At 69.0% G+C, this 20,474-nt stretch carries 18 protein-coding genes; 7 read left to right on the plus strand and 11 right to left on the minus strand.

The window, feature by feature from the left end; genetic code table 11:
- Positions 1-11: 11 nt before the first annotated feature.
- Together hemG and pdxH are read right to left on the minus strand one after the other, a co-directional pair.
- Positions 12-1,373, minus strand: a complete 1,362-nt coding sequence (gene hemG / locus CYFUS_RS09555) for a protoporphyrinogen oxidase (RefSeq protein WP_095984938.1) — start codon at positions 1,371-1,373, stop codon at positions 12-14.
- A 41-nt stretch (positions 1,374-1,414) separates the two neighbouring features.
- The gene (gene pdxH, locus CYFUS_RS09560) at positions 1,415-1,999 is read right to left on the minus strand and encodes a pyridoxamine 5'-phosphate oxidase (protein WP_095991901.1); all 585 of its coding nucleotides are present in this window, start codon (positions 1,997-1,999) and stop codon (positions 1,415-1,417) included.
- Between the two features lie 85 nt (positions 2,000-2,084).
- On the opposite strand from pdxH, the gene glgA reads away from it, so the two are divergent.
- From glgA to CYFUS_RS09575, 3 genes are read left to right on the plus strand one after another with little or no spacing between them, the layout of a single operon-like run.
- Positions 2,085-3,509: a glycogen synthase GlgA gene (glgA, locus tag CYFUS_RS09565; protein WP_095984939.1), complete on the plus strand. Its 1,425-nt coding sequence runs from the start codon at positions 2,085-2,087 to the stop codon at positions 3,507-3,509.
- A gap of 39 nt (positions 3,510-3,548) precedes the next feature.
- On the plus strand, positions 3,549-4,466 hold the full coding sequence (locus tag CYFUS_RS09570) for a serine/threonine protein kinase (protein ID WP_095991902.1): 918 nt from the start codon (positions 3,549-3,551) through the stop codon (positions 4,464-4,466).
- On the plus strand, positions 4,466-4,936 hold the full coding sequence (locus CYFUS_RS09575; protein ID WP_095984940.1) for a hypothetical protein: 471 nt from the start codon (positions 4,466-4,468) through the stop codon (positions 4,934-4,936). The genes CYFUS_RS09570 and CYFUS_RS09575 overlap by 1 nt, the downstream gene beginning before the upstream one ends.
- A 13-nt stretch (positions 4,937-4,949) precedes the next feature.
- Here CYFUS_RS09575 and CYFUS_RS09580 read toward each other — a convergent pair whose 3' ends face one another.
- Entirely contained in the window at positions 4,950-6,323 is a 1,374-nt protein-coding gene (locus CYFUS_RS09580; RefSeq protein WP_095984941.1) for a hemolysin family protein, read from the minus strand.
- A 63-nt stretch (positions 6,324-6,386) separates the two neighbouring features.
- On the opposite strand from CYFUS_RS09580, the gene CYFUS_RS09585 reads away from it, so the two are divergent.
- Positions 6,387-7,127, plus strand: coding sequence for a pilus assembly protein N-terminal domain-containing protein (locus tag CYFUS_RS09585; protein WP_095984942.1), 741 nt, complete (start codon positions 6,387-6,389; stop codon positions 7,125-7,127).
- Positions 7,128-7,271: 144 nt separating this feature from the next.
- Here CYFUS_RS09585 and CYFUS_RS09590 read toward each other — a convergent pair whose 3' ends face one another.
- Positions 7,272-8,570, minus strand: a complete 1,299-nt coding sequence (locus CYFUS_RS09590) for a DUF2254 domain-containing protein (protein ID WP_232537471.1) — start codon at positions 8,568-8,570, stop codon at positions 7,272-7,274.
- Positions 8,571-8,696: 126 nt separating this feature from the next.
- Positions 8,697-9,356: a DUF4142 domain-containing protein gene (locus CYFUS_RS09595; RefSeq protein ID WP_095984944.1), complete on the minus strand. Its 660-nt coding sequence runs from the start codon at positions 9,354-9,356 to the stop codon at positions 8,697-8,699.
- Positions 9,357-9,543: 187 nt separating this feature from the next.
- On the opposite strand from CYFUS_RS09595, the gene ddaH reads away from it, so the two are divergent.
- On the plus strand, positions 9,544-10,320 hold the full coding sequence (ddaH, locus tag CYFUS_RS09600; RefSeq protein ID WP_095991903.1) for a dimethylargininase: 777 nt from the start codon (positions 9,544-9,546) through the stop codon (positions 10,318-10,320).
- 29 nt (positions 10,321-10,349) lie between these two features.
- On the opposite strand, the gene CYFUS_RS09605 is transcribed toward ddaH, so the two are convergent.
- The gene (locus CYFUS_RS09605) at positions 10,350-11,138 is read right to left on the minus strand and encodes a DeoR/GlpR family DNA-binding transcription regulator (RefSeq protein ID WP_095984945.1); all 789 of its coding nucleotides are present in this window, start codon (positions 11,136-11,138) and stop codon (positions 10,350-10,352) included.
- Between the two features lie 78 nt (positions 11,139-11,216).
- Complete coding sequence (locus CYFUS_RS09610; RefSeq protein ID WP_095984946.1) at positions 11,217-12,938, minus strand: B12-binding domain-containing radical SAM protein; 1,722 nt, start codon at positions 12,936-12,938, stop codon at positions 11,217-11,219.
- A gap of 385 nt (positions 12,939-13,323) precedes the next feature.
- Here CYFUS_RS09610 and CYFUS_RS09615 point away from each other — a divergent pair, with 385 nt between their 5' ends.
- Positions 13,324-16,464, plus strand: coding sequence for a glycoside hydrolase family 2 TIM barrel-domain containing protein (locus tag CYFUS_RS09615; protein WP_095984947.1), 3,141 nt, complete (start codon positions 13,324-13,326; stop codon positions 16,462-16,464).
- Between the two features lie 225 nt (positions 16,465-16,689).
- Positions 16,690-17,469 (plus strand): SDR family NAD(P)-dependent oxidoreductase, encoded by a 780-nt coding sequence (locus tag CYFUS_RS09620; RefSeq protein WP_157758356.1) that lies wholly within the window; start codon positions 16,690-16,692, stop codon positions 17,467-17,469.
- 129 nt (positions 17,470-17,598) lie between these two features.
- Here CYFUS_RS09620 and CYFUS_RS09625 read toward each other — a convergent pair whose 3' ends face one another.
- The 4 genes from CYFUS_RS09625 to CYFUS_RS50490 all read right to left on the minus strand — a co-directional run bounded on the left by CYFUS_RS09625 (position 17,599) and on the right by CYFUS_RS50490 (position 20,440).
- On the minus strand, positions 17,599-18,240 hold the full coding sequence (locus CYFUS_RS09625) for a type IV pilin protein (protein ID WP_095984949.1): 642 nt from the start codon (positions 18,238-18,240) through the stop codon (positions 17,599-17,601).
- Positions 18,241-18,464: 224 nt separating this feature from the next.
- Entirely contained in the window at positions 18,465-19,637 is a 1,173-nt protein-coding gene (locus tag CYFUS_RS09630; protein ID WP_095984950.1) for a DUF692 family multinuclear iron-containing protein, read from the minus strand.
- Positions 19,638-19,655: 18 nt separating this feature from the next.
- Positions 19,656-19,811: a hypothetical protein gene (locus CYFUS_RS50485; RefSeq protein ID WP_157758357.1), complete on the minus strand. Its 156-nt coding sequence runs from the start codon at positions 19,809-19,811 to the stop codon at positions 19,656-19,658.
- A gap of 284 nt (positions 19,812-20,095) precedes the next feature.
- Entirely contained in the window at positions 20,096-20,440 is a 345-nt protein-coding gene (locus tag CYFUS_RS50490; protein WP_157758358.1) for a hypothetical protein, read from the minus strand.
- Positions 20,441-20,474 lie beyond the last annotated feature (34 nt).

The following is a 20,474-nucleotide window of genomic DNA, read 5'->3' on the forward strand; positions in this document are numbered from 1 at the left end:
GACGCCGCGGCTCAGCGCGCCAGGGTGTCCACCAGTCCGGTGGCCTCGCGGACGCAGTCGGTGAGTCCCACGCCCCGGTAGGCATTGCCGGTGAGGAACAACCCGGGCAGGCGCGCCACCCCCTCGTCGATGGCCGCCAGGCGCCCCAGGTGGCCCAGGTTGTACTGGGGGATGCCGCGCTTCCAGCGCACGGCCTCGGTGAGGACGGGCTCGGCCGTCACGCCCGCCATGAGCCGCAGCTCCTCGCGCGCGAGCGTCACCAGCGCCGCCTCGTCCAGCTCCACCAGGTCCGGCCGCCGTGCCCCGCCGATGAGGCACGTGTAGAGGACGCGGCCCCCCTCGGTGCGCCAGGGGAAGGTCGACGAGACGTGGATGACCCCGAGCACCCGCCGCTTCTCCACCGCGGGCACCAGGAAGCCGAAGCCGTCTGGTGGCGGCACGGCCCCCGGCGCGAAGCCCAGGTGCACCACGGCGATGGGCGCGTAGGCGATGCCGTCCAACTGGGTCGCGAGCGCGGCGTCCAGGGGCCGCACCAGCTCCGCCGCCGTGAACGCGGGCACCGCCAGCACCACCCGGTCCGCTTGCAGCTCCGTGTGCTGTCCCCGCTCCTCCACCGCCACCCGCCAGCCCGTCGCCTCGCGCCGCAGTCCCACCGCGCGTGCCTCCAGCCGCAGGGCCGCTCCGAGTGCCCCGGCCAGTGCCTTCACCAGCACCCCGAGGCCCCCGTCGAACGAGGCGACAGCGCCCGTGGTGGCCGGAGTGCCCGCGGGGGGCGGCGTCGCGCGCTCCGCCTTGCGCTCGCGCACCATGCCCAGCAGCAGGCTGCGGTGCCGCTTCTCCAGTTGCGCCACCTTCGGGAAGACGGCGCCCACGCTCAGCGCTTCCATGTCGCCCGCGTAGATGCCCGTCTGCATCGCGTCCACCAGCACCTCGGTCGCCGCGTTGCCCACGTGCCGACGCCCGAAGTCCGCCAGGGACTCGTCGCCCGTGGGGCCCCGGCGGGTGAGGGGTTCACCCAGCATCCGCAGCTTCGCCGTCCAGGGCAGGAGGTCCGACTTGATCAGCGCGGGTGGGGACTGGGGCAGGGCGCGCAGCCTGCCCCCGCTGTAGAGGTAGCGGCGCTTCGCCGAGGGATCCGCCGTCCGGATGCGATCCTCGATGCCCAGCCGGGCCGCGAGCGCGCGCAGCGTGGGCTCCCGGTCCAGGAAGCTGTTGGGGCCCGCCTCGGTGACGAAGCCGTCCCGGCGGTGCGTCTGGATGTTGCCCCCGGGCTCGGCTCCCGCCTCCAGCAGTGTCACCTCCGTGCCCCGCGCGCGCAGCCCCTGCGCGAGGACGAGTCCACTGATTCCGCCTCCAACGATGACGACGCGCATGTCCGCTCGCACTCTCCGTGTTTCCGCCGCTCACTCCCCGCTCAGGGGTAGAGGAGCTCCGTCCGCCAGCCCTCGCCCTCGCGCAGGTAGACGCACCGGTCATGCAGTCGGCTCGGGCGGGCGTGCCAGAACTCGATGCGATCCGGCACCACCCTCAGGCCCGACCAGTGGGGAGGTCGGGGCACGGGCTGCCCGTCGTACTGGCGCGTGACGTCCTCCACGCGCTGCTCCAACAGCTCCCGCGAGGGCAGGGGCTGGCTCTGCAGGCTCGCCCACGCGCCCAACTGGCTGCCGCGGGGCCGGCTCTGGAAGTAGGCGTCCGCCTCCGCTTCGGACACGCGCTCCACGCGGCCCTCGATGCGGATCTGCTGCTCCAGCGACGGCCAGTGGAAGCAGAGCGCCGCCCAGGGGTGCTGGAGCAGCTCGCGGCCCTTGCGGCTGTTCAGGTTGGTGAAGAAGGCGAAGCCGCGCTCGTCGAAGTCCTTCATCAGCACCACGCGCGAGGACGGCCGGCCATCGGGCCCCACTGACGCCACGATCATGGCGTTGGGGTCCACGGGAATGACGCGCCGCGCCTCGGCGAAGATGGCGGCGAATCGCTCAAAGGGATTTTCGGGTGGTTCCACGCCGCCACCATACCAATCCACTCTCCGGGTGCGAGTCCCCTCGTGGGTGTTGACTCACCCATTTCACACGTCATCGTCTCGTTTCATGAAGATTCTCTACGTGGCGTCCGAGGTCACGCCCTTCTCCAAGACGGGCGGCCTCGGGGATGTGTCGGGGGCCCTGCCCGCCGCGCTCGCCGCACTCGGCCATGAAGTGAAGGTGGTCTCCCCACGCTATTCCTCCGTCCAGGACGCCCGCCTCACGCCCACCGGGCACACGGTGGAGCTGCGCTTTCCCTTCGGCACCGAGCGCGGCCCGCTGCTCTCGCTGCAACTGGCGCCCCGCCTGGAGCTGCTCTTCCTGGAGCATGCGCACTACTACCTGCGTCCGGGGCTCTACGGCGACTCCGGGGGCGAGTACGGGGACAACCCCCGCCGCTTCGCCTATCTCTGCCTGGGCGCGCTCCAGGCCGCCCAGCGCCTGGGTTTCATTCCGGACATCATCCACGTCAATGACTGGCAGACGGGCCTGCTGCCGGTGGCGCTGCGGCGCGGCTTCCAGGAGACGGAACTCGGTCGGGCCAAGAGCGTGCTCACCATCCACAACCTCGCCTACCAGGGGCAGTTCGGCAAACACGTCATGGACGAGCTGGGCCTGCCCTGGGAGCTCTTCACCGCCGAGCGGGGGCTCGAGTTCTACGACGGGGTGAACTTCCTCAAGGGGGGCCTGCAGTTCGCCGATGCGCTCACCACGGTGTCGCCCACGTACGCGCGGGAGATCCAGCGGCCGGAGGCGGGAGCCAACCTGGATGGGCTGTTGCGTCATCGCCAGGGCGTGCTCTCCGGCATCCTCAACGGCGTGGACGTGGACGAGTGGAACCCGGAGACGGATCCCCACCTGCCGGCGCGCTATGGCGTGGAGGACCTGACGGGCAAGGCCGCGTGCCGGCGCGAGCTGCTGCGCCGCTTCGGCCTGGAGGACACGGCCGCGCCGGTGTTCGGCATCGTGTCGCGGTTGGCCTGGCAGAAGGGGGTGGACCTGCTGCTGGAGGTGCTGCCCACGGCGCTCGAGGAGGACATCCGCTTCGTCGCGGTGGGCAACGGGGAGTGGCACTACGAGGAAGGGCTGCGCGCGTTGCAGCGGCGCTTTCCCGGCAAGGTGGGGGCCTTCATCGGCTTCGATCCGGCCCTGTCGCATCTGCTGGAGGCGGGCGCGGACTTCTTCCTCATGCCCAGCCGCTACGAGCCGTGCGGCCTCAACCAGATGTATTCGCTGCGCTATGGCACCGTGCCCATCGTCCGGGCCACGGGCGGGCTCGCGGACACGGTGGATGGGAGCGACGACGGCACCGGCATCGTCTTCAATGACTTCGTGCCGGAGGCGCTGCTCTGGGCCCTGGGGCGGGCGCGCGCCCTGTACGCCGACCCCGAGCGCCTGCGCGCCTTCCAACGCCGCGGCATGGTGCAGGACTTCTCCTGGGGCGCGTCGGCCCGGATGTACGAGCGCCTCTTCGCTTCCCTGCTGGCGTAATAGTGGGGGTTTCAAGCGAAGCGCGATAGGGTGACCCTCGTGGCGTCACAACTGGACCTGGGTGGTTACGAGGTCATCGGCCGGCTCGCGGTAGGCGGTATGGCGGAGGTGTATCAAGCGCGGGCCAAGCCCACGACGCAGCGCTCGCCGGGTGAGCCCGACGAGGTGGTGCTCAAGCGGCTATTGCCCGCGTACCGCAACGATGGCGCCTTCGTGAAGGCCTTCGTCGACGAGGCGAAGCTCACCGTGCGTCTGCGCCACGGCAACATCGTGCGCACCTTCCGGCTCTTCAAGGCGGGGCCGGACTACCTGATGGTGCAGGAGCTGGTGGCGGGGCGCACGCTGGGGTTCATGCAGGAGCTGTTGATGAAGGCCGGCGCCGCGATGCCGCCGGAAGCGGCCTGCTACATCGCCTGGTGCGTGCTCAAGGCGCTGGACTACCTCCACCGCGCCAAGGCGGGCGAGGGCGGGGCCGCCATCGTCCACCGCGATGTCAACCCGGCCAACATCCTCTTGAGCGTGACGGGCGAGGTGAAGCTCACCGACTTCGGGGTGGCGGACGTGGAGGGCGGCACGCGGGGAGACACGGGCGCGCTGCGCGGCACGCTGCCCTACATGTGCCCGGAGCAGGTGCTGGGCCAGCCGGTGGACACGCGCGGCGATCTGTTCTCGGTGGGCATCATCCTCTGGGAGCTGCTCACGTGCCGGCGCCTGTACACCGGGGAGGGAGAGGCGGAGCTGATGCACCGGGTGCGCGACGCGCGCGTGCCGCTGCTGTCCACGCTGGTGCCGGGGCTGCCGGACTACGCGGAGCAGGTGGTGCGCAAGGCGCTCTTCGCGGACAAGGCCCGCCGTTTCCAGTCGGCCGCGGAGTTCATCCGCGCGCTGGAGGCGCTGTCTCGCCGTACCGGGTGGCCGCTCACGGTGGAGGCCCTCAAGCCACTGCTGGGGGGTTGATGCACCGGCGCGCCTTCCTGTTGCTCTTGCCGGGTGTGGCCGGATGCGCCGGGATGACGCTGCGCCCGGACGCCCTGGACGAGGCGGTGCGGGTGGAGGACCTGGGCCTGTCCTTCACGCCCTCGGGCGCGGGGGAACTCTGGGTGACCCTGGACGTGGGCAACCCCACTTTCTGGGACGCGGAGCTCACCGGGGTGGACTACGAGCTGACGCTGGATGGGCAGCGCTACGCGGTGGGCACGCGCGGTGTCCAGGGGCCCCTGGCCTCGGACGCGCGGAGCACGCTCAAGGTGTCCTTCCCGCTGCGGTGCGAGCCCACGCCGGCCGAGGGGCGCACGCGCGCGTGGCGCGTGGAGGTGGGCGGCACGGTGGCCCTGGCCTTCGGCGAGCGCCTCCGCCTGCTGCCCTTCCGCGCCGAGCGCTACCTGCGGCTCACGCACTTCCGGCCCCTGCACCTCGAGCCGGACTGAGGCGCGCTTCCGCTCAGCCCTTGTGCTCGGCGGTCGCGGACTCCCTCGGGCCCGGCGGCTCGCCCGCGGGCGGCTCTCCCAGCGTTTCCCGGGGCGTGGCCTCTCTGAAGGGCTGCTTGAGCTTCACCATCCGTATCCGGTCGATGCGCGCGCCCTCCTTCGCATGCACCGTGAAGGCCCAGCCGTCGTAGGTGAAGCGCTCGCCCACGTCCGGCAGGTGCCCGGCCAGCGAGGACAGGAAGCCGCCCAGGGTGTCGAAGTCGCCCTCGGGCAGCGGGAAGCCGAAGGCCTGGGTGAAGCGGTCCACCTCCATCGCGGCGTCCACCAGGAAGGCGCCGTCGGCCAGCTTCTCCACCTGCTTCTCCTCCACCTCGAACTCGTCGCCGATGTCGCCGACGATCTCCCGGAGGATGTCCTCCAGCGTGACGATCCCCATGAAGCCGCCGTACTCGTCCACGACGATGGCCATGTGGATCTTCTGCCGCTGCATCTCGCGCAGCAGATCTCCAATGGGCTTGAGCCAGGGCACGAAGTGGGCCGGACGGATGGTGTCCTGCAACACGATGAGCTCGGGGTGCTGCAACAGCGGAATCAGGTCGCGCGCGTGCAGCACGCCCATGATGTGGTCCACGTCGTCCCGGTAGACGGGAATGCGCGAGTGGTTCTCCTCGGCCAGCAGCCGCAGCACCTCGAGCGACGGGGTGGACAGGTCCACGCACACCACCTCGGTACGCGGCACCATGACGTCCCGGCAGCGCTTGTCGGACAGCTCGAAGATGGAGCGGATGAGCTGGGGGGCGCTCTGATCCACCTCCTCCTTGGCGGCCTGGGCGGCGAGCAGCTTCTCCAGCTCCTCGAGCGGCGGGGGAGGGGGCTCGAAGCGCAGGGTACGGCCGAAGCCGCGGGCCACCAGGTTGATGGGCGCCATGAGCAGGCGCATGGGCGGGAAGAAGAGCAGCACGAGCAGCGACACGAGCCCCGACAGGCGCAGCGCCCAGCGCTCGGGACCGGCGTTGGCCAAGCCGCGCATCGTCACCTCGACGAGCGTGGCCAGCAGGCCCACGAGCAGGGCCCCGGCGAGCACCGTGGCCACGTTCAGCCAGGGCGATTCCCCCAGCCGGGTGAAGTTGAGCAGATGCGGCGGCACGAAGGAGCCGATGGCCGCGGCGAGGAAGCCGCTGAGTACCATGCCCACGCGCAGCGCCGTGGCGGTGGGCTCGCGCTCGGTCTTGTGGCGCAGGATTCGTCCGCCGGCACCCGGGTGGGAGGCCGCCAGCTCCTGCGCCTTGAGATCGGACGTCCCATAGAGGGCGGACTCGGCGGCGGCGATGAAGCCCCGGAGGAAGACGAGGGCCAGGCAGGCGGTCCAGAGGACCCAGGTAGGCATAGGTAGCCCCTTATTAGCCCGTGGTAAGAGACCGTGCACCCTTTCCGCCAAGGCGCCCCGTCCATGCGTCCACCAGTGAGCCGCTCCGCCCTCCTCGTGCCCCTGGCCACCCTGCTCGTGCTCCTGGCCGCACCCCCCGTCCGGGCCTGGCCGGTGGACCTGGTGATGAACCTGGAGGCGGGCAATGAGCGCTTCCACAAGCTGACGGTGGTGGACTGGGTGGAGGTGGAGGACCCGTCCATCGCCACGGCGGAGATCTTCCAGGAGAGCAAGGAGCTGATGCTCACCGGGGTGAAGCCCGGGCGCACGCTGCTGCTGTTGTACGCGGGGGGGAAGTTCGCCGTGTGGCGGCTGGTGGTGGGAGCGCCGGGCAAGCCGGTGGAGGCCGAGCCCGTCACGGGCCCCCTGGAAGCGGCGCGCAAGGCCTGCCCGGGCCTGAAGGCCACCGAGGGTGCCGAGCGCTCGCTGACGGCGGAGGTGAAGGACGCGCGCTGCCGCGAGGCGCTGCGCGCGGTGTTGAAGACGGACGCGTACCTGGCGCGCGAGTTGGATCTGACCTTCGAGCTGGCGCTGTTGCAGGAGCAACTCGCGAGCCTGTCCCCCGCGCTCAAGGCGCTGGGTCTCGAGGCGAGCTACCGCGGGGCGGGGCTGCTGCTGAAGGGGTCCACCACGCCCGAGGGTCACCGTCAGGCGCTCTGGGAGTTGTTCCGCCAGTCCGTGGGCCGCGTGCCCCTGGAGGACCGGGTCGAGGTGAAGCGGCCGGCTCCCTCGGATGCGGGTACGCCCCCGCCGCCCACTCCCTGACTCACCCTGCTCGTGCTCCTGGCCCCGTTGGCGGAGCGCCTGCGCGAGCCCTGGGTCCTGCGGCGGGAATGGGCGGCATGCTCCTGCTCGGCGTGTTCCTCGCGAAGGCGCGCTGAGCCGATGGCGGGCGGCGGCTCGGGCCGCTCAGAAGCCGAGCGCGGGCAGGGGCGGCAAGGGCTCGGCGTGCTCCAGGGCCCGTTCCACCTCCTCGGCGTAGCGCCGCAGCAGCGCCAGGCGCGAGGAGCCGCCCAGGGCCGACTCGGCGTCCGCGCGCACCTGATGGAGCACCTCGCGGGTGGCCCGCTGGTCCTGCTCCCGCCTGGCTCTCAGCCCCACCTCTCCGGCCAACCGTAGCAACCGCAGCACCACGGCCGACTCTCCGGCGCCGTAGCGGCTGATCTGCTCGGTGGCCAGCAGGAGGTAGTCCCCCAGCTCCAGCGCGGGGAGGAAGACGCGCGGGCGGCCCTCCGGGTCCGCCAGGACGCGGGGCCCCTGCCGCAGCGCGCACAGCTCGCACAGCAGGACGGTGAGCTGGTCCAGGGACTCCACCGCCGTGGACGGGTCGTTGATGGCCGGCGAGAGCGCCTTGATGGCCACGTCCACGAGCTGCCGCACCCCGAGCGCCAGGTCCCTGTCCGGCTCGCGCCAGGGGCCGATGAGCACGGTGCGCTCCACGGCCCGCTCCATGGGCGGGTCCTCCGTGAGGAGCCCCCTCTCCGAGAGTACCCGGCCGAGCCGCCCGCCCCGCACCACGGGCTCGCCGATGACCACGTCCACGTGGATGACGAGCTCGCGGGCCTCGGCCAGCCGCAGCAGCGCCCGCGCGTCGATGTCCACCACGAAGCCGGAGGAAGGAGAAGACACGGGCCGCCACGTGCCGGAGTGGGCTGGGGCGGAGAGGGGCTGCTCCACGTCCAGGCGGCGTCGCCGGTCCAGCTTGTGCGCCACCTTCAGGGAGTACGCCTTCGTCTGGCGGACGATCTGCTCGGCGCGCACCAGGGCGAGCGTGGACGTCGTCTGGAAGATCAGGGCCATGCCGCAGCAGACGAGCAGCAGCATGGCGATGGAGAGCGCCGGACGGGGCGCCACGCCATGGTCTTCCACGAAGCCGAACGCGTACATGCCGGCCAGGCAGTAGACAACCGTGGCCACGAACGTGGGGATGAGGATGCGGAAGCCCAGGCTGTGCATGAAGAGGCGCAGCAGGCGCGGGGAGTACTGGCTGGCGATGTTCTGCAGCACCAACAGCGTCAGCGACAGGGCGATGCTCAGGATGGTGAGCACCACCCCCAACACCGAACCAAGGCCCGTCCGTGCTTGCTGGACGGAGGTGCGCCAGGCCAGGCCCCGCAGCAGCCAGTGGTTGGTGTCGAGGGGGTTGGCCACGAAGAACCCGGCCAGCCCGGCTCCCAGCACCGCTCCCAAGGCGGGCAGCAGCCACACTCTGTTGCGTGCCCATACCCGGAGCCGCGGGTGCCTGCTCCGGAACCCGGTGGGTCGCGGTCTCGCGGAAGGTGCCCGCCAGCCGCGAGGGGCGGGCACCGCTCCCACGTTCATCCCCATGGGCTCTCACTCCCGCAGGGAGCCCTTGAGCGACTCGGCCCGCTGCTCGTGGCTGTTGAGCACCGGCGCGGTCCTCGAGAGGAACACGGCCAGCGTCGCGTCATCGCGGTATTTGCCCAGGCCCTCGTCGACGAGTTTCCCGCCTTGCTTCTGATCCTTGCGCACCTCGTCCAGGAAGGCCCTGTCGAACTCGCTGCCGCTCAGGCCCGCCAACCGGTCGCGCCGCTCGATGAACTCATCCACCTGCTCGTCGAGCTTCTTGTCGTACCGCCCGGCACCCTTCTCGATGCCCTTCTGCGCGCCCTCGTAGCCCGCGCCACCGATCCCCCGCTGCTCCCAGCCCAGGTCCAGCGCGGCCAACGAGAAGGCCTTGGTCCGGGCCAGGGCCTCCAGGTCTGCCTGGTTCCGCCGATGCTCTCGGATCAGCTCCCGTGCGAAGCGCCTCACCTCGGGGTTGTTGGACTTGCTCAGGGCGAGCTGGCCCATCGCGATCTGCCCCTGATTCAACAGGGCGACCTGGTCCGCGAAGCGGACCTTTTCCGCGACGGCCTCACCCATCTTCTCGGTCTGGTGGCGTGCCTGTTTTTCCTCGTCGTGAGCACAGCCAACGCTCATGCCCATGACCGCCAGCAGCCCCGCGCTCCACAACCATCGACGCATTCTCATGTCTCCAGAACCTCCTCCGTCCCATGGATGCCGCAAAACTGGAGCGTGGGGTGGAGGCTCACAAGTGCCATGGGCGGGCGGCGCGGCAGGGGCCCGGCAAGGACCTGGGTGAGATGGGGTTGGCCCAGGGACGCGGACGCCTACCCAGCCGCTTGAGGGAGTTCGAGCAGCGATGCAGGATGGGGGAATGAGGAAACTGGCGCTGGTTCGCCGGCCGAGTCCGCGTCTGGCAGACGGGCTCACCACCCATATCGAGCGCACGCCGGTGGACCTCGCGCTGGCGAGGCGGCAGTGGGAGGCATACGTCGCGACCCTGCATGCCGAGGGCTGGGAGACCATCGAGGTGGCTCCGGCCGACGATTGTCCGGACTCGGTCTTCGTCGAGGATACCGTCGTCGTGTATGGCGATCTGGCGGTCATCAGCCGTCCCGGGGCGGACGAGCGCAAGCCAGAGACAGCCGGCACCGAGGAGACGCTGCGGGGACTCGGCTACCGGATCGTCCGGATCGAGGCGCCCGGTACCCTCGACGGCGGCGACGTCCTCAAGCACGACGGCTCCGTGTGGGTCGGACTGGGCGGCCGCACGAACCCGCACGGCGTCGACCAGCTCCGCGCCCATCTCGCGCCCTTCGGGACGGAGGTCGTGGGCGTCCCGATCTCCAAGGTGCTGCACCTGAAGTCGGCGGTCACCGCCCTGCCGGATGGCACGGTCATCGGCCACGAACCGCTCGTCGACGAGCCGGGCACGTGGGAGCGCTTCCTCCCGGTGCCGGAGGCAGCCGGCGCCCACGTGGTGCTGCTTGGCCAGAACAAAGGCACCGAGACCGTGTTGATGTCCACCAGCGCGCCGCGGACGCGTCGGCTCTTCGAGGACCGTGGCCTGCGTGTGGTGGCGGTGGACATCAGCGAGTTCGAGAAGCTCGAGGGCTGCGTGACCTGCCTGTCAGTGCGGCTCCGGGGCTGACTCACACGCTCCGGGAGCGATTGGACTGGCTATCGCGGCCGGGAGGGCGTGAGCGGCGGGCGCCCTCCCTGGACGATATGGATGCCCAGCTCGACGAAGGGCCGGAGCATCTCCTCGGGGACGTCCGGCTCGGTCGCCAGATGCGTCAGCCCGGTGGCGGGCCCGACGGAGAAGGGTGCCGCGGTGCCGAGCTTCTCGCGCGAGGCGAGCCCGACGATGCGGTCCGCGCAGCCGAGCAGCACGCGGCGCACCTCCACTTCCTCGTAGTAGGGCCCGCTGATGCCACTGGTGGCGTTGAGACTCCAGACACCCAGGAAGCACACGTCGGCGGTGATGCGCCGGTAGGTCTCGATGACGTTGGCCCCGACCGCCACCATGGCCCGCCTGTCCAACGTGCCCCCCACCAGGACGACCTCGATGCCCGGATGGCGCGCCAGCGCCGTGGCCACGGCCGGACAGTGGGTGATGAACGTCCCGGTGTGCGCCGGCGGGATGGCGTCCACCAGATGCAGGGCCGTCGTCCCGCCGTCGAGGATGACGACCTGCCCCGGCGCGAGCAGCGTCGCGGCGGCGCGCGCCGTGGCGATCTTCCCCGGCACGCCCTGCTGCTGGCGCTCCTCGTACGTGGGCGCCACTGGAGAGCGCGCCACCGCCCCGCCATGCACCCGGCGCAGCAGATGGGCCTCGGCGAGCTCGTCCAGATCCCGGCGGATGGTGAAACCCGACACCCCGAGCAGCTCGCTCAGCTCTCCGGCGATGATGCGGCCCTCGGTGCCGAGGATCTCGAGGATGCGGCGATGGCGTTCTTCCTTCAGCATCGCGGGCCTCCCAGGACTCCGTGCCGCTTCAGTAGCAAAAACGCGGAGAGGTCTGCGACAAAAAGCACGACGGGGGACTCACGCCGGCTGGAGGAAGCGTCCGTCCACGAGATGCTCGATGACCTCGCGCGCCGAGTGGGGGTCGAGCTTCACCTTCGTCCCCAACTGCGTCACCGCGTGGGAGACCGTCGTCGGGCGCTCGAAGGCGGCCAGGGTGGCCAGGAGGATCCGCCCGTCCTCGCCCTGATCCAGCGTCGGGTCGGCGAACCGTCGCGGGCTGAGCGACGGTGCACAGGCCAGGCCCGTTCCGTTCACCGACCGGACGACGGTCACCTGTTCCCGCGCCACCTTCGCGGGGACCCGATGTGCTCCCAACCAATCACCGAGCTCGAACCGAAGCGTCGAGGGCGCGGTGTTCTTCAGTCGCGTGCCTCCGTTGAGTGAGATCCGCTGCTTCTTCTCTTCGTGCTTCTTGGCGAGGGCATCCACGTGCTCCGACGTGCGCTGCACCGCCCGCTCGAGTGCCGCGTCACGGAAACGCAGCATCGGCACGGACGACACATCGCCGGGCTCGCGCTGCTCGAAGTACTCGAGGAACTCCGTGAACGTGCGCGCTTCGCTCACCATGTCGAACCGCGCGGGGTGCTCGGTGGCGAGCGCCCCGGGCTGCGCTTCGAGCCGCTGATAGCCCACCAGGCAGTCGAGACCGATGACCCGCTCCACCAGGCGCACTTCCTCCTTGAGCGTGGCCGCGCTGGCGAAGGGCAGACCCGCGATTCCAGAGACCTCGACGTCCAGGTTCTCGTGGCGGCGGCAGCCGTCGATGATCTCCAGGAGCTGCTGATCCGAGGCACACGGCTTGAGCAGACCGCGGCGCATCTGCTCGTGCCGCTGCTGTTCCGAGAAGCAGCCGATGTCGAGCACCATGTGGACGTGCTCGAAGGTCTGGGCCAGGGCGTCGATGAGCTCCATCCGGGCCACCCCCCACAGGAAGTACATGCAGGAGTGGCGTGAGAGATCGACCCCCGCCCAGGTGCTTTGCAGGAATGCCGCCGAGCTTCCCGAGAAGTCGTAGCGCAGCTGCCATGCCCGCTGGGCGATCTCCTGGTGGTCGCGGCGCACGCTCTCCTCGGAGCGCAGGAACGGCTTCGCGCGTCCGAAGGCCGCCTTCTGGTTGCCGCGGGCCCCACCACAATAGAGGCAGTTCTCGCCGCAGCCCTTCCCGGGCGCGACCCACCCGGAGAAGGCATGGCGATCCTGGTGGCTCAGGAAGATGTCGTCGAAGTGCGAGTAGTAGACGTCCTCGCTGTTCGTGGCGCCTTGCACGTACTCCAGGGGCAATCGCCGTGGGTTGCCGTTCGGACCCACGGTGACGCAGTTGGGCGGGGAGGGGTCGCCCTCGCAGAGCGCCAGCAGTGGCCGCTCGCCGTCGCCCAGGACGATGTGATCGATGCAGTCGAACGCGTGCAGCTCCCGCCACCAGTAGGAGGCGGTGTTGCCGCCCACGACGATCCGGATGCTGGGGTCGATCTCGCGCAGCGTCCGGGCCAGGAGCAGCGCGCGGTGGACGTGGTGGAACCACTTGAGGCTGATGCCGACGAGCCGGGGGCGCACGCGGGCCACCAGGGCCTCGAGCGAGCGAGCCACCTCGTCCTCGCTCTGGTCCCCGTCGTAGAGCCGGACGAAGGCCTCGATCCCGCCGCGTCGCAAATAGCCCGCGAGATAGAGGATGCCGCAGGTGGCCTCGCCGATTCCGGCGCCAAGAAGGAGGACTGGAGAGAGGACGCGACGGCCATTCATGAGTGGAAACCCGACCTTCAGAACGCCGGGAGTATAGACGGGGCTCCTCCTGGAGTCGCCGTTCGTGGGGAGGCCTCGCCGGGCTGCTACCCGCGCTAGCTGGCGGTCGGAACCTCGCGCTTCACTAGCGCTCCGAAGTTGGAGCAGGTGTCGAAGAACTCGTGCCGACACATCGTGCCCTACCCGGAGTGCGGATTGCGCGATGTGTCGGTGGAGCAGTGAACATCTCAGCCTTCGAGAAAGACGGCTGGGCGGGGGGAGGAAGATTGAGCGATGCGGTTCTCCGCGGATCCTTCCATGCTGCGCCTGTCCATCACGTGCACTGAAAGACTGGGATCCGGGGCTCATGAACGATAGGAAGCGAATGGGTAGGAATGCGCCAGGAATGTGGGCTGCCTGGCTGGTGTGTCTGGGACTGGGATGTGTGGCGAACCAGCCGGTGCCCCCGAAGGGCGAAGAGCCTACTCCCCCTGCCACGGATCAGAGCCCTGGCAGGCGTGTGGACTTCGACAGGGATTGGAAGTTCGTCCTGGTCAACCCCGAGGGAATCACCGACCCGAGCGGTTCCTATGCGACCGCGCATGAGCCGTCTTTCGATGACTCGTCGTGGAGGAAGCTGAATGTTCCTCACGACTGGAGCATCGAGCGGGACCCCAGCCCGGGGCCGGGGACCACCAGTGGGACGGGCTTCTTCCAGGGGGGTCTGGGCTGGTACCGGAAGACTTTCACCCTCCCGTCGTCGATGGCGGGAAAGAAGCTCTCCATCGAATTCGATGGCGTGTACATGGACTCCTACGTCTATGTGAATGGTGAACTGGTGGGCAACCACCCCTATGGCTACACCGCCTTCGACGTGGACCTGTCCTCCCGGGTGTACACGGATGGGGTGACGCCCAACGTCATCGCCGTGAAGGTCCAGAACCAGCTTCCGAGCAGCCGGTGGTACTCCGGCAGTGGCATCTACAGGCACGTCCACCTGACGGTGACGGACCCCATCCACGTGGTGCGTTGGGGCACCTTCGTCACCGTCCCGGAACTCGAGAAGACGGTGGGAGAGGGCTACGCGAACGTCCGCGTGCAGACCGACGTGGTCAACGAGGGCGGCACCCCGAAGGACGTAGAGGTCCGCTCCCTGGTGAAGGACGCCAACGGGAAGGTCGTGGCGCAGGTCACGTCACTCGCCACCGCGCTGGGCCCGGCGCCCCAGCGGCTCACGGCCACCCTCCGGGTCGAGCACCCCACGCTCTGGTCGTTGGCGAATCCCTACCGGTACACCCTGGAAACCGCCCTCGTCTCCGAGGGCAAGGAGGTGGACACCACCTCCACCCGCTTCGGCATGCGGTATTTCCGCATCGATCCCAACGAGGGCTTCTCGCTCAACGGCGAGTCCACGAAGATCCAGGGAGTCGATCTGCACCATGATCTCGGCGCCCTGGGGGCGGCCGTTCACCGCGATGCCCTGGTGCGGCAGATGACGATCATGAAGAGCATGGGGGTCAACGCCCTCAGGACCGCGCACAACCCGCCTGCTCCCGAACTGATCGACATCTGCGAGGAGATGGGCATCGTCATGCTGGTGGAGGCCTTCGACTCCTGGAGGACCGGGAAGAACCCGTATGACTACGGGCGCTTCTTCGATGAGCACAGTGATGCCGACATCAAGGAGATGGTGAACGCCGCCAAGAACTCTCCCGCGGTCATCATGTGGTCCATTGGCAACGAGATTCCGGATTCGACCTCGGAGGCGGGTCTGGCGATGGCCCAGCGACTGGTCGAGGACATCAAGTCCATCGACACCTCCCGGCCCATCGTCATCGGCTCGGACAAGTACCGGCGCGTGCCTGCTCCGGAGTCGCCGGCCGCGCGCATCCTCGGGCTGCTGGATGGCCTGGGTCTGAACTACAACACGGCGAAGTCGGTGGATGGGCTCCGGGCCGCGTTTCCGGGCAAGTTCCTCTTCGAGTCGGAGTCCTCGTCGGAGACGTCCACCCGGGGCGTGTACCAGGACCCCCACCTGCTGAACACCGGTGAGAACTACACCCCGGGCAAGCGGGGCACGTCCTCCTACGACAACAACCTGGCCTCCTGGACCATGAGTGGGGAGTACGGCCTGAAGAAGGACCGGGACCGGAAGTTCTTCGCCGGCGAGTTCCTCTGGTCGGGCATCGACTACATCGGCGAGCCGACCCCGTACGACGTCTATCCCGTGAAGGCCTCGTTCTTTGGCGCCGTGGACACGGCCGGCTTCCCCAAGGACATGTATTACCTGTTCAAGAGCCAGTGGACCCAGGAGCCCATGGTCCATCTGCTTCCCATGAACTGGACGGACCACGCGCCTGGCCAGCCCGTGGCTGTCTGGGCCTATGCCAATGTCGATACGGTGGAGCTGCTCCTGAACGGCCAGTCCCTGGGCGAGCGGAAGTTCAGCCACAAGAAGACCCTGGATGGCCGGGCGTATCTGGAGACGGACGAGGCCACCGGTGACGACAAGACATTCACCTCGGGCCCCTTCCCGGGCAGCTACACCAGTCCCAATGGCAGTGCCGGCAAGCTGCACCTGTCCTGGAGCGTGCCGTTCGCGCCGGGAGAGCTGGTGGCGGTCGCCAAGAAGGACGGCGTGGAGGTGGCCCGGGACGTGCTGCGGACCGCCGGAGCGCCGAACACCTTGAGGCTGACCCCGGACAAGACGGTCATCACCGCGGACGGCAAGTCGCTGGTGTTCGTGACGGCCGAGGTCGTGGACTCGAAGGGGGTGATGGTTCCCAGCGCCGCGAACCTGATTCACTTCCAGGTGACGGGCGGAGCCCTGGTGGGCGCCGACAACGGGCGTCAGGAGAGCGCGGAGAACTACAAGGCCTCTTCCCGGACGGCCTTCAACGGCAAGGCGCTGGCCATCATCCAGTCCAGCGTCACCTCCGGGCCCATCACCGTCACCGCGTCATCGGACGGGCTGACTCCGGGCTCCACGACGATTGTCTCCGAGGGCGGGAGTGGTTCCGTGGCTGGCTCCGCGGCGACCTCGACTCCGGTGGGCCCGGCCAGGAGCGTGGGGACCGTGCCGGCAGCGGATCCGGAAATCCCCACCGCTGACGCGAGCTACTCGGGCTCTCCCCAGTCGGTGCCCGCGGCGATGCTCGACGGGAACAAGACCTCGGGGGGCTGGTCGAACTTCTATGAGAAGGCGGCCACCGCGCTCCTGCCCGCGGTGAGCCAGGCCAACGCGTCGGACTGGGTCTCGCTCAAGTGGCCCCAGGCGCGGTCCCTCGATTCCGTGACGGCCTGGTTCACGACCGGCGCGAAGCGCGTGCTGCCCGCCTCGCTCGTGGTGACCTACTGGGACGGCAAGGGCTACGTGCCGGTCTCCCACCCCTCCATCTCCTGGGCGTCCGCCTCGAACCAGCCCACGGTGATCTCCTTCGACCCGGTCCAGACCACCGAGCTGCGGCTGGAGATGACGAGCCCCGCTCCGGGGTCCGCCACCGGCTTCCTGCAGATCTCGGAGCTCGAGGTGCCAGTGAGCCGCTGATGATTCATGCGGTATTGGGATGAGTTCATGGCGTCCGACTCCCCCGCTCCCTCACTCACGGTGTCGAAGGTCTCAACACCATGAGTGGGGGAGTTGCACCGTGCGTTCATCTCGGCGTCCGCGGAGCCGCTGCTCGCCGGGCGTCGCCTTGCGATGCTCCTTCACTTCTTTCGAGAATGCGGCTGGCCCGGGTTGGCCTTGGGCATTCACACACGGAGCAGGCTCATGAAGAGGTTGGAGAACAAGGTCGCCGTCATCACTGGCGGTGGCGGCGGGATTGGCGCGGCGACGGCGAAGCTCTTCCTGCAGGAGGGCGCCCGGGTGCTGATCGTGGGCCGCACCGAGGAGAAGCTTCGCAAGACGCTCCAGGAACTCCACCACGAGAACCTCGGCTACGCCGTCGCGGACGTGTCCAGGGTCGAGGACACGCGGCGCTACATCCAGCAGGCGGCGGAGCGCTTCGGCGGCGTCGACGTGCTGGTGGGCAACGCGGGCGCCGAGGGCCCCTACAAGCCCCTGGACGAGCACTCCGTGGAGGACTTCGACGAGGTGATGGCCGTCAACGTGCGCGGCTGCTGGTTGGCCGTCAAATACGCGTTCCCCGAGATGCGCAAGCGCGGAGGCGGGAGCATCGTCCTCACCTCCTCGGTGATGGGGCTCGTCGCGTTTCCGTCCAACTCGGCGTACACCGCCGCCAAGCACGCGGTGGTGGGCCTGGCGCGCTCGCTGGCGCACGACGGCGCGCCGTTCAACATCCGGGTGAACGCGGTGTGCCCGGGCGTCATCGACAACGACATGACGGCGGGTATCCACACGCGGCTCGCGCCCGGCAACGAGGACGTGGTGAAGAGCCGGATGGCTCAGCGAATCCCCATGCAGCGCTACGGGACGAACGAGGAGATCGCCCGTCTGAACCTCTTCCTCGCCAGTGACGAGAGCAGCTACAGCACGGGTGGGGTGTTCGTGTCGGACGGCGGCATGACAGCCGGCGTGCGAGGCCGGTGAGCCACCCCGGAGCCGGAGCCTGAGCTCCGGCCCCGGAGCCGCGGCAGGTGTTCCGCAGTGGGTGTCAAAGAACTCGTGCCAACACGTCGCGCGCTACGAGTCGTTCGACACCTTCTTCAGACACCTTCCTCAGTCGCAGTCGATGTCGTTGAAGGAGTTGTAGGGCTCGCCAGCGACGCTCTCGGTCTCGCTGTTGCCGCAGGCCGCGGTGATCGTCTGGGCGTCCTTGGTCGAGATCCACCAGGAGTCGATGCCCCTGAACTCGTCGTCGATGTTGCCAGCGGCCAGGCCGGAGATGTTGCAGCCGATGCCCGTGGTGCAGCCACCGAGGCCGGGCATGCCCGGGTTCGCGCCCTCGCCCTCGTACGTGGGCGAGGACGGCGGGGTGACCTTGGGCGTCAGGACGTTGTTCGGGAACTCCGCCCTGTCGACGGTGATGCAGTTGGCGTTCGGGGAGTCGGTGACGCCCGACGCATTGCGGATGATGCAGTTCAAGGCGGACCCGAAGTAGTAGGCGTAGCGGTTGCCACTCTCGGGCAGGAAGCCCACGGTATGCACGTTCTCCGAGTATCTGCCGTTCTCCTCGTGGTAGGCGCGCTGAGCGGAGAACCAGGCCTTCAAGTTGCCTTTGGCCTCCCCCTGCGCGGCGAGGGCCTGCCGCTTGAGGAAGTTCGGGATGGCGATGACCGCGAGGATGCTGAGCATGGCCGTCACGATCGTGAATTCGATGATCGTGAAGCCTCGATGCTTGCGAATGTTGGGACGGTGCATGGTGTTCCTTCTGGGATGTGCGGTGGGTTTGACCGCGTCCCTTCAAGGGGTTGGACTGCGTGTGCCGGCTTGAGCATGAGTCATGCCAGGGCAGGCGGACGGCCAAGCCCTTGGAATGAGGCGTAACCCCCCCCTGTTCTGGCAGCGGGAAGTGACGTTTTTCGGCTGACGGATGACACCCAACGTCATCGCCGACTCCGGCAGGCCAACCGTGGCTTCCTGAACTAGCGCCTCTCCTCGTGTGCACCGCCCCGGGTGTCCTGGGCCGGGTCGAGGGCGGACCAGCGCGATGCCAGGACGGCGAGCAACTCGACCATGCGCGGATCGAAGGTCTCGAGGTATGGCGCGAGCCGTGCGCCGGCGATGCCCTGGCTCAGTCGCGACAGGATGACCCGGCTCTCGGACTCCTCGACGAGGGCCGTGACCAGCTCGCGCTGATAGAGGGCAAGCTCCTCGACGTCGAGCGGGTCGGGGAGTGGCGTGGTGCTGGCGTCGCGCACCGGACTGACGGGCGTTGCACTGGCCTCGGTCACCACTTCGACCACGGCACGGTACTGGGCGCGCCACTCGTCTCGCACGGCCCTCGACTCGAGGGTTTCGCTTCGTCGTTCGACGATGACGACCTCGCAATGGGGACAGAGGTCGAGCGCCCGGCGGAGCAGGGACAGCACCGGCGGCAGCAGGGGTCCGTCATGACTGTCGAGCCGGACGGGCCTGGGGTCTCCGGCGCGGAGCGCACGAGCCCAACTCCCACCCGAGACGTGGATCTCCCGGACGCACTCCAGCGGATGGGTTTCGAGCAGGAGTTCTGGTGGCAGGCCGGTGTTGATCGCCTGGGTCCACACGTTGTGGATGTCGAGCACCAGGAAGCCGCCGGTGGGGGTCAGGATGGCATCGAGAAACGCACCCTGGTGGAGGGCATCGGAGGGCGCGAGTGTGTTGGCCAGCACCTCGAGGCCCACGGGACCGCCGGTGGCGGCGCGGAGCCTCCCGAGTCGGTCCCGGCCGATGTCCACGGCGGCGGCGCAATACGGCAGGGGCAGCATGGTGCTGCGGGTGAACGGCCCCGCGGCGGTGAAGCCGAAGTGCTCGGAGACGTGGCGGTAGGGTCTCTGGCGGCACTCCTGGGCGAGGCGCTCGAGCCATGCGTCCTGCCGTGGCTGCCAGTCGGCGGTCAGCACCGACAACCACACGCCGTGCCCGTACAGGGCTCCCTCCTCCGCATAGAGGTCGAGCATGCGCTCGGTCCAGTGGGGGGGCGGAGTCCTGGCCGAGAATCCCCAGGAGTCATCGATGTCCCACTCGAGCGCGGTGACCAGGCCTTCGGCGAAGAGGGGCCGTGCCGCCTCGCGGAAGGCGTCGTCGGTCAAGAGATTCAAACCCACGCGAGGAGGCATGGGGGTAGCTCGTCGTGCTCAGCGGCCCGCGTCGGTGACGCGCTGGGTGCTGGACTCTGGCAACGCCATCATCATGCCGCAGGCCGGACAGGGAGTCGGGCGGGCATTCCTTTCCTTGGTGTTGTTCGCCATGTCGAGGAGCTGGGTGGCTTGCTCACGGAGGTTCTGATTCATGGTTCTTTTCCTTTCCTGCTTGTGGGGGAGCCGGATGCGTGGCACCTGCCCGGCTCCTCGGGAAAGGTGGAGTCATTGCTGGCCGGATGTGCTGAAAAAGAGGCGAGCGTTCCGTCAGGCGGCAGGAGAGAAGCAGGGTCTCTTCATTGGCTTCCGGCTTTCCACCAAGCGCTCGGCGGGACTCCCGGCGCGAGGGTGAGGGAGGGCGAGGACTCCTCCCTCCTCGGGCCCAGATGAAAATGGGTAAGGTCGAGGGAGCGGGGGATGGCGCACTGGGACGTGTGTCACGTTTGCCCGCGCGAGTCCGGAGGGGAACGCTGGTACTCCTCCACGTAGGTTTTCAGCAGCTCGGCGGCTCGGGAGTGCTCGCCTCCACACTCCATCAGCAATCCCTCTCCGTACCACGTCAACCCCTCCCGGAAGAGATCTGGACGGCGCCAGCCAAGCCAGCGCTCGAACTGGTGCCACTGTTCACCGGCCTCGGACTGGAGCGCTCCGGTCATGAATCCCTCGAGCAGGAGTTTCAGGTTGTCCAGGTCCGGCTGCCCATGGTCACTCACGGTGGCCAGGGACTCGGAGGGGGTCGAGCACCAGTGGACCACCGACTCGAGGATGGTGTGGGGCTTCACTTGCGCACCTGGCGTTTCCTGGCTGACCGTGCGC

It is taken from the genome of Cystobacter fuscus (assembly GCF_002305875.1).
GTDB lineage: Bacteria > Myxococcota > Myxococcia > Myxococcales > Myxococcaceae > Cystobacter > Cystobacter fuscus_A.